General features: G+C 67.8%; 7 protein-coding genes and 1 pseudogene. 3 read left to right on the top strand and 5 right to left on the bottom strand.

Translation table 11 applies throughout. The features are described from left to right. Both sphsw_RS06400 and sphsw_RS06405 read right to left on the bottom strand, forming a co-directional pair. Nucleotides 1-547: pseudogene (locus tag sphsw_RS06400) on the bottom strand (anthranilate synthase component I); the annotation flags it as partial. Further along, nucleotides 531-2474 (bottom strand): peptidylprolyl isomerase, encoded by a 1944-nt coding sequence (locus sphsw_RS06405; RefSeq protein WP_031439876.1) that lies wholly within the window; start codon nucleotides 2472-2474, stop codon nucleotides 531-533. The pseudogene sphsw_RS06400 and the gene sphsw_RS06405, both read right to left, overlap by 17 nt. 118 nt (nucleotides 2475-2592) lie before the next feature. On the opposite strand from sphsw_RS06405, the gene tpiA reads away from it, so the two are divergent. Next, nucleotides 2593-3348 carry a triose-phosphate isomerase gene (gene tpiA, locus sphsw_RS06410; protein ID WP_031439877.1) on the top strand — a complete coding sequence of 252 codons (756 nt, stop codon included), beginning with the start codon at nucleotides 2593-2595 and terminating at the stop codon, nucleotides 3346-3348. A gap of 54 nt (nucleotides 3349-3402) precedes the next feature. On the opposite strand, the gene sphsw_RS06415 is transcribed toward tpiA, so the two are convergent. Both sphsw_RS06415 and sphsw_RS06420 read right to left on the bottom strand, forming a co-directional pair. Continuing rightward, nucleotides 3403-4791: a leucyl aminopeptidase family protein gene (locus sphsw_RS06415; RefSeq protein WP_031439878.1), complete on the bottom strand. Its 1389-nt coding sequence runs from the start codon at nucleotides 4789-4791 to the stop codon at nucleotides 3403-3405. A gap of 10 nt (nucleotides 4792-4801) precedes the next feature. Next, nucleotides 4802-6196 (bottom strand): serine hydrolase domain-containing protein, encoded by a 1395-nt coding sequence (locus sphsw_RS06420; protein WP_031439879.1) that lies wholly within the window; start codon nucleotides 6194-6196, stop codon nucleotides 4802-4804. Nucleotides 6197-6357: 161 nt separating this feature from the next. Between sphsw_RS06420 and sphsw_RS19280 the strand changes: the two genes are divergently transcribed. Next, nucleotides 6358-6504 (top strand): lmo0937 family membrane protein, encoded by a 147-nt coding sequence (locus sphsw_RS19280; RefSeq protein ID WP_107045915.1) that lies wholly within the window; start codon nucleotides 6358-6360, stop codon nucleotides 6502-6504. A gap of 78 nt (nucleotides 6505-6582) precedes the next feature. Here the strand turns inward: sphsw_RS19280 and rimO are convergent, their stop codons facing one another. Next, on the bottom strand, nucleotides 6583-7911 hold the full coding sequence (rimO, locus tag sphsw_RS06425; protein ID WP_031439880.1) for a 30S ribosomal protein S12 methylthiotransferase RimO: 1329 nt from the start codon (nucleotides 7909-7911) through the stop codon (nucleotides 6583-6585). Between the two features lie 96 nt (nucleotides 7912-8007). On the opposite strand from rimO, the gene sphsw_RS06430 reads away from it, so the two are divergent. Continuing rightward, nucleotides 8008-9028 (top strand): anhydro-N-acetylmuramic acid kinase (locus sphsw_RS06430; RefSeq protein ID WP_031439881.1); only part of this gene is annotated, 1021 nt, incomplete at its 3' end.

Raw genomic sequence — 9028 nt, forward strand, 5'->3', positions numbered from 1 at the left:
CCATCGCGGGATCCGGCCAGGCGGGGGCGACCAGAAACAGCGCGTCGGCGAGCCGGTCGAAAACAAGAACCACCGAGGGACGCACGAAGATCATGTCGGGCAGGCCGAGCGGGTCGCGGTCGGGTTGCGGCAAGGCCTCGACCAGGCCGACCGTCTCATAGCCGAAATACCCGACCAGACTGGCGAGCGCGCGCGGCAGCTCTTCCGGGACGTCGCTGCGGCATTCGGCGACGAGAGCGCGCAGGGCATCGAGCGTGGGCAGCGCACAGGGTTCGAACGCCTCGCGATCGGTCGACCAGTGACGGTTGATCTCGGCACGATGACCCGCGGCACGAAACAGCAGATCGGGCGCGAGGCCGATCAGACTGTGCCGTCCACGCGTTGCGCCGCCCTCGACCGATTCGAGCAGGAAGTCGCCACGCCCCGGCTCAATGAGCTTGAGGGCGGCGGCGACCGGCGTCTCCGTGTCGGCGACCTGCCGCCGCCAGACAAGGGCGGGGCGTCCGGCGGCGAGCGCCGCGCGTGCGAGCTCAGTTATTGGAACCACCCTGTGCCAGCAGTTCGGCACGGACGCGGGCGACGGCCTTCGGATTGGTCTTCACGCCGACCTGCGCGCGGACGGCCTTGACGAACTGGTCGACATATTCGCGACCGACGCTGCGCGCGATCGAACCGCGAGCGGCCTGGATCGCCGCCTGGTTGCCGGTCGCGTTGCCGCGATCGATCTTGTCGAGTTTGACCACGAACCAGCCATCGGGGCCGGCGATCGTCTTGGCGGTACCCTGCGCCATGCTGAACATCAGGCGCAGCACGGGCGGGGTGTTTTCGGGGTTCTGCATGATCTGTGCGCGCGACGCCGTGACGGGGCGCGCGGGTGGGACTAGGAAGCCCGACTGCCCCAGCGCCTGTTGCAGCGGCATGCCCTTGTTGATCCGGGCCAGTGCGGCATTGGCATATTTGCGGGCGGCCTGGCCGGCGCGGTCGGCCATCAGGTCGCGCATCACGGCAGGACGGACCTGTGCGAGCGGACGGGGTGCGGCGCGAACGACGCGGCCGAGCGCGACGACCGCGAAGCTGCCGTCCGACCCGGTCTGGACCATCTGCGGCGCATCGCCCTCGGCGGCCTGGAACGCGGCACTGACGATCGGCGCTAGAGCGGCGTCGGGCTGGGTGGCGGGCGCGTCGGGGTTGGTGCCGTTGGCGACGAGGCCGGGCGTGGTGATCGCGGTCAGCTTGCAGTCCGCGATGATCTCGTCGAACGTCGCATTGTCCGACAGGCCGTCGTCGATCGCGTCATGGATCTTGCCGAGCGCTGCCTGCGCCTTTTGCGCGCTGAGTGCTGTGGCGATCTCGCCCCGTGCCTGGTCGAGCGTCTTGGCGGGGACGTTCTGGATCGAATCAATGCGAGCGATCGTCCAGCCGAGCGGCGTACGGACGGGGCCGACGACCGCGGCATTCGCTGCCGCGAACACGGCATTCGCGACCTGCGGGCTGGTCGTGCCGGCATAGGCGGCCTTCTCCACACCCGTCTGGGTCGATGCCTCGAGCCCGGCGGCGCGGGCGGCATCGGCGATCGCGGTTCCGGCCTTCACCTTGGCAGCAATCGCGGCTGCACCCGCCTGATCGGCGACGACGACCTGCGTGATCGTGCGCTTCTCCGTCGGGGCATAGCGCGCGCGATCCTGCTGATATTGCGCGGCGATTTCGGCGTCGGTCGGGACGGCCTGCGCCTTCACCTGCGCCGCGTCGACGACGGCGTAGCGGATGACGCGGCGTTCGGGGATCGTGTAGCGCGCGACGTTGCGACGATAGAAGGCGTTCAGTTCGGCGTCGGTCGGCGCAGGGCCGGCGGGCACCGCGGCGGTCGGGATGAAGCCCACCAGACCGCTGCGCTTCTCGAGCAGCAAAGAGGCGAAGGGGAGGGCGAGCTGGCTCGGGACCTGCGACGCGCCGCGCGTCGGCAGGATCAGCTGCTGCGCATAGGTGTCGCGGACGATGTCGGCACGGATCTGCGCGTCGGTCAGCTTCCGTTCGACCAGCACGCGCTGATACAGGGACGGATCAAACTTGCCGGTCGGGCCCTGCAGCGCGGGGATGCTGGCAATCTGCCCGTCGACCGCGCGCTTGCTGACGACCATGCCCTGCTGCCGGCCGAACTGCTCGAGCGCGAGGCTCGCCGTGATGCGATCCAGCGTGCCGTCGAAGCCGCCCTGCTGGACATAGCTCGCCATGTCGAGCGTCGGCTGCTGCTGGCGGAAACCTTCTATCTCGGTCTGGACACGCGTGCGAAGCTCGTTCGCCGTCACGTCCGCCTTGCCGACCGTGGCAACGTCGTCGGCGGCGATGCCGCTTGTTCCGCCGCCCAACCCGGTCATGTCACCCGCCGCGAAGGCGAGTGCGATGACGCCGAGGAGGCCGAAGGTGATGATCACGCCGAACCTCGACTGGGTGAGGCGGCGGAAGAAACTGAGCATGAATGGCCGATCGACAGGGACTGAGTTCCTTCCGCTTTACGGTGCGCATCGGCGCGCTTCAAGCTTGTGCCGTTCCGTGTCGGCGCTATCCGGGACCGATGATGATCGGGAGAGTGCGATGCGGCGCAAGTTGGTAGCGGGAAACTGGAAGATGAACGGGTCGCGCGCGGCGCTGGCCGAACTCGACGCGATCGCGGCGGCGGCGGCGGCGGCGCCGGACGTCGATGTGGAAATTGCCGTGCCCTTCACGCTGATCGCCGCGGCGGCTGATCGCGCGCCGGCGCTCGCGATCGGTGCCGAGGATGTGCACGAGGCCGATTCGGGCGCGCATACGGGTTGCGTTTCGGCGGGGATGGTGAAGGAAGCGGGTGCGCGCTTCACGATCGTCGGTCATTCGGAACGCCGTGCTGACCAGCACGAAACCAGCCACGACGCCTGGGCGAAGGCGGCGGCGGCGCGGCGGCAGGGGCTGCGCGTCATCCTGTGCTGCGGCGAAACCGAGGCCGAACGCGATGCCGACCGGGCCGAACGTGTCGTGCAGGCGCAGATCGAGAAGTCGGTGCCCGACAATGCGGACGGGAGCTGGTTCACGCTGGCCTATGAGCCGCGCTGGGCGATCGGCACCGGACGCACCCCGACGCTCGACGAGATCGCCGCGATTCATGCGATCGCGCGGGCGAAGCTGCGTATGCTGATCGGCGATGCGGCAGCGGGCGTGCGGATCCTCTATGGCGGGTCGGTGACGGGCAGCAATGCCGCGGCGATCCTAACGACCGCGAATGTCGACGGCGCGCTGGTCGGTGGCGCCAGCCTGACTGCGGACAAGTTCGTCCCGATCATCGAGGCCGCGGCGAGCATCGACAGCGTCGGCTGACCCGCCGAGAGCGCGGCACGCCCTATCGTCGGGCGTGCCGCGTCAGGCCTTTGGTCAGGGGGCGCCGTACCGCGTGCTCAGCATCGCGAAGGCGGCGCGCAAGGCATAGGCCTCGCCCCCTTTGGGGCGGCCGGGCTTCGCAATCGGGCGCCAGGCGAACACGTCGAGATGCGCCCAGGCGATGCCGGGCGGCACGAAGCGGCGCAGGAACAGCGCCGCGGTGATCGCGCCGGCAAAACCGCCATCGGGCGCGTTGACCAGATCGGCGATGTCCGACTTGAGCATGTCGTCATACCCGTTCCACAACGGCATCCGCCAGAGCGGGTCGGCTTGGTCATGGCTGGCGGCGATCAGCTCGGCCGCGAGCGTCTCGTCGTCGGTGAACAGCGGCGGAAGATCGGGGCCGAGCGCGACACGCGCCGCGCCCGTCAGCGTCGCGAAGTCGAGGACCAGCGCAGGGCGGTGCTCGACCGCGCGGGTCAGTGCGTCGCCGAGAACGAGCCGCCCCTCGGCATCGGTATTGGTATTCTCGACCGTCATGCCCTGTCGCGTGTCGAGTACGTCGCCCGGGCGGAAGGCATTTCCGGCAATCGCATTCTCGACCGCGGGGATGAGCAGGTGGAGCCGGACGGGGAGCTTCGCCCCCATCACCAGCCCGGCCAGGGCGAGCGTGTGCGCGGCGCCGCCCATGTCCTTCTTCATCAGCCGCATGCCCGCCGACGGCTTGATGTCCAGGCCGCCCGAGTCGAAGCAGACGCCCTTGCCGACCAGCGCAACGCGCGGGTGCGTGGGGTCGCCCCATTCGAGCTCGATCAGCCGGGGCGCGCGTGCCTCCGATGCTGCCTGGCCGACCGCGTGGATCATCGGATAGCCGCTGGCGAGCGCGTCGCCGCGCGTCGTCGTCACGGTCGCGCCATGCCGTGCGGCGAGCGCTTCGACCGCCGTCTCGAGCTCGGCGGGACCGAGATCCGATGCGCCGGTGTTGACGAGGTCGCGGACCATTGCGGTCGCCTCGGCAAGACGGATCGTCGGCTCGATCGACGCGACTTCGCTCGTCAGCAACACGCGCGCAGGCTTCGCGGCGGGCTTGCGATAGCGATCGAACTGATGCTGTGCGAGCATCCAGCCGAGTCCGGCACCCCCCACGTTGCCCTGCGCGAGGCGGTAGGTGCCCGCGGGGAGTGTGGCACCGAGCGAGGCGATCCGCCACGGCGACGACATCGCCTCGTCACAGACGAGCAGCATCGACCATGTGTCAGGGGCGTCGCCGGGCAGCACGGCGCGGTCGCCGGGCTTGCCGGTCAGGCCATGCGCCGCGACCGCGGTGCGGATGCGCGGCGGCTGAGCACCGAGCCAGCTCGCAAACTCCTCCGGACGGACGACGTGGATCGGCGTGGCGGGCTGGCCGCGGTCGGGCTGAAGCAGGGAAGAGAAATCGGTCATTGCGTGCCAGTTACTGAGAGGGAGCCACGAGGAATTGTTCGTACCGGCCGCTCGCACCGGGTTCGGCATAGGTGCTGAGCGAGAGCGTACGGTCGGGATAGGTGATGCGATAGGTGCGGTTGACGAAGCCGCCGCGCAAGCGGGCGCGGCCGGTCTGCGCAAAACCGGTCGGTTCGCCGAGCGCGCCGAGGCTCGACTTATAGTCCGCGAGCGCGACCGGCTTGAAATAGAAATTGGCGTCCTCGGTCAGGCGGCTGCGGTCGAGCGTGCCGGTGCGGAGCTGATCGTAGACTGCGCGTGCCCTGGGCAGGGCGGCGGCATCTTCTGCGCTCGCGGCGGGGGGTGGCAGGACGATCTTCGCGATCCCGCTCGAGATGCGGCCGACCGCATCGCTGAACCAGCTGTTGGTAAGCACGACGATCGCCGCCTGATCGTCGGGATACACGATGTTCTCGGACAGGAAACCGACCGCCTCGCCGCTATGCTCGACGTAGCGACGCCCGTTGGTGGTGCCAGTCGAGACGCCGAGGCCATAGCCATTGGTCGATCCGTCGACGAGCCTGATAGGGGTCTCCTGCGCCGCCCAGTCGTCCGCGGGCAGCGTGGTGCGGGTAAGCCGCGCTACGTCCCATTTGGCGAGGTCCCGCGCACTCATCGACAGCTCGCCCGCGGCATAGAGCCAGCCCGGCGCACTCGGCGTCTCGGGACGGACGGGCCCGAGCGCGAAACGGCCATAGCCTTGTGGAAAGCCCTTGCCGATCGCCTTGTCCTGATCGAGTGCGCGAATGTCGAGCGGCTTGAAGATGCGCTGCTGCAGGAAGTCGAGCAGCGGTTGTTTCGCGATCTTCTCGACGATCAGGCCCGCGACGACATAGCCGGTGTTGGAATATTGCCACTGCGTGCCCGGCTCGAAATCGAGCGGCTTCTTCCCCCAGCGATCGACGATCTGCTGCGGCGTGACGGGGGTCGCCATTGCCGCAAAGCTGTAATCCTGCGGCCAATAGTCCTGCAGGCCCGAGGTGTGGCTGAGCAACTGGCGGATCGTGATGCGGTCGCCGCCGGTCACGCCGGGGACATATTTTGCCACCGTATCGTCGAGGCTCAGCCGGCCCTCATCCTCGAGCAGCAGGATCGCGGCGGCGGTGAATTGCTTCGAAATCGACGCGATCTGGTAGGGCAACGCCGGATCCGCCACGGCGATCGTTTCCGACGGCTTGCCATAGGCCTTGGCGAATATGATCCGCCCGCCGCGCACGATCGCGATCGATGCGGACGGGACGCCCGTATCGCGGAGCGAACCGGCAACGAGCGTATCGATCTGCGAGGTTTCCGCAGGCGTGAGCGACTGGGCGATGGCTGGGAGGGGAAGCGCGAGCGCGGCGAGCGTGAACAGGCGAAACAGCATGGCGACATCGAAGCAGAAGGCGGGTGGCGGTGCAACGCCGCAACTTAATGTCGAGCCAGCTGAGGAGCTTAACCCATATCAGGTTAAACGGCGGAACACGCTCGAGTGCGGGGACGTTTCAGCGGCATCGATCACGTCATCACAACAGATTGGGAACTGCCATGCTCTGGACCATCGCCGTCATCTTGCTCGTCCTCTGGCTTGCCGGTTTCGCCTTTCACGTCGCGGGCGGGTTGATCCACATCCTGCTGGTGATCGCGGTGATCGTGGTGCTCGTGAAGCTGTTCACCGGTCGCAACGTCGTCTGAACGTGTGAGCCCCAAGGTGCAGGCGTTTTCGCGTGCACCTTGGGGTAGTACCGTTGCGTCAAGACCGACGCAGGCGCGTCAGACCGGCACGCCGTACAGATCATGGTCGTCGGCATCCTCGATCGTCACGGGTACGATGTCGCCGACCGTCAGGTGACCTGCGTCGCGCAGGAAGACCTCGCCGTCGATCTCGGGCGCATCCGCCTGTGAGCGACCCGTCGCCCCCTCGTCGTCGACTACGTCGATGATCACGTCGAGCGTCCGGCCGATCTTGGCTTGCAACTTCGCTGCCGAGATCGCCGCAGTCTTTTCCATGATCCGGGCGTACCGCTCTTCCTTGAGCGCCTCGGGCACATGGTCCGGCAGCAGGTTGGCCGCCGCGCCCTCGACCGGTTCGAACCGGAACGCGCCGACGCGGTCGAGCTGCGCCTCGTCGAGCCAGTCGAGCAGATACTGGAAATCCTCCTCGGTCTCGCCGGGGAAGCCGACGACGAAGGTCGAGCGGATCGTGATGTCGGGCGCGATCTCACGCCATTTGTGAATGCGCTGGAGCACCTTGGCATCATTGCCGGGGCGCTTCATCCGGCGCAGCACCGATGGCGCGGCATGCTGGAACGGGATGTCGAGATAGGGCAGCACCAGGCCCTCCGCCATCAACGGTATGACGTGGTCGACGTGCGGATAGGGGTAGACGTAATGCAGCCGTACCCACGGTGCGATCTTGCCGAGTTCGCGCGCGAGATCGGTCATGTGCGCACGAACCTCGCCGCCACCCTTCAGCGGCCAGACCGAGTGGCGCAGGTCGACGCCATAGGCCGACGTATCCTGGCTGATGACCAGCAGTTCCTTCGTGCCCGCGGCGACGAGCTTTTCGGCTTCGCGCAAGATCGCGTCGGGGCGGCGGCTGACGAGATCGCCGCGCAGGCTCGGGATGATGCAGAAGGAGCAGCGATGGTTGCAGCCTTCCGAGATCTTCAGATAGCTGTAGTGGCGCGGCGTCAGCTTGAGCCCGGCATCCGGGATCAGGTTGAGGAACGCGGACGGCGGCATCGGGGCGGCTTCGTGGACCGCGCCGACGACCTGCTCATATTCATGCGCACCGGTGATCGCGAGCACCTGCGGGAAGCGCGCGCGGATCGCGTCCGCTTCCTTGCCCATGCAGCCGGTGACAATGACGCGGCCGTTCTCGGCAATGGCTTCACCGATCGCCTCGAGGCTTTCTTCCTTCGCCGAATCGAGAAAGCCGCAGGTATTGACGAGGACAACGTCGGCACCGGCATAGTCGGGCGACATCTGATAGCCGTCGCCGCGCAGCTGCGTGAGAATCCGCTCGCTGTCGACGAGGTTCTTCGGACAGCCGAGCGAGACCATGCCGATCTTGGGCGGAGTGGGGAGTATGGTTGCCATGGGAGCCGCGCACATAGGCGCAAAGTTCGGTTTTTTCTAGGCGGTCGAGATGCGATCCGTCATGGCCGGGTCTGAGGACAGGGAAAGGGACCCAAAATGCTGGCGATTGGATTGATGTCGGGGACGTCGCTCGACGGGATCGACGCCGCGCTGATCGAGACCGATGGCGAGGCGATGGTCCGCCCCATCGCGTTCCGTGGGGAGCCTTATTCGGATGCGGCGCGCGCGGAGCTGTCCGACGCGACACGTATGGCGCTGACGTTCGATCGGCCGCGCGCCAGTCCGCCGATCGTCGCCGCGGGCGATCTCATCACGCGTACGCATGTCTTCGCGGTACACAAGCTGCTGGCGGATGCCGGTGTCGCCGCGGCGGAGATCGATGTGATCGGGTTCCACGGACAGACGATCGCGCATCGGCCCGATCGCGGCTGGACTTGGCAGATCGGCGACGGCGCTGCGATGGCACGCGCGACGGGGATCACGACGGTATCCGATTTCCGGTCGGCCGATGTGGCGGCGGGGGGGCAGGGCGCGCCGCTGCTGCCGGTCTACCATGCGGCGCTGGCGTCCACGCTCGACGGGCCGGTCGCGGTGCTGAACCTGGGCGGGGTCGGCAACATCACCTTCATTCCCGGTGCGACAAATGGCAACGACTCGCTGGTCGCGTTCGATACGGGGCCGGCGAACGGCCTGATCGACAGCTGGGTCGAGGCGGAGACGGGCGCGCGCTACGACAAGGGGGGCGCGCTGGCGGCGGCGGGGCGCGTCGACGAGACGGTACTGACGGCGATGCTCGATCACCCGTTCTTCGATGCACCGCCGCCCAAGTCGCTCGATCGCAATGACTTTACCATACAGCCGGCACGCGGACTGTCGGCGGCGGATGGTGCGGCAACGCTGACCGCATTCACCGCGCAGACGGTTGCGGATGCGGTACGGCATCTGCCCGCGCGACCCAAGCGGCTGCTGGTCGCGGGCGGTGGACGTCACAATCCGACGATGCTGGCCATGATCGCCGCGGTGACCGGGCTCGGCGTTGAGGCGACGGACGCGCTTGGGTGGAACGGCGATGCGCTGGAGGCGGAAGGGTTCGCCTATATGGCGGTGCGGACGCTCC

Source organism: Sphingomonas sp. FUKUSWIS1 (assembly GCF_000733135.1).
Lineage (GTDB): Bacteria > Pseudomonadota > Alphaproteobacteria > Sphingomonadales > Sphingomonadaceae > Sphingomonas > Sphingomonas aerolata.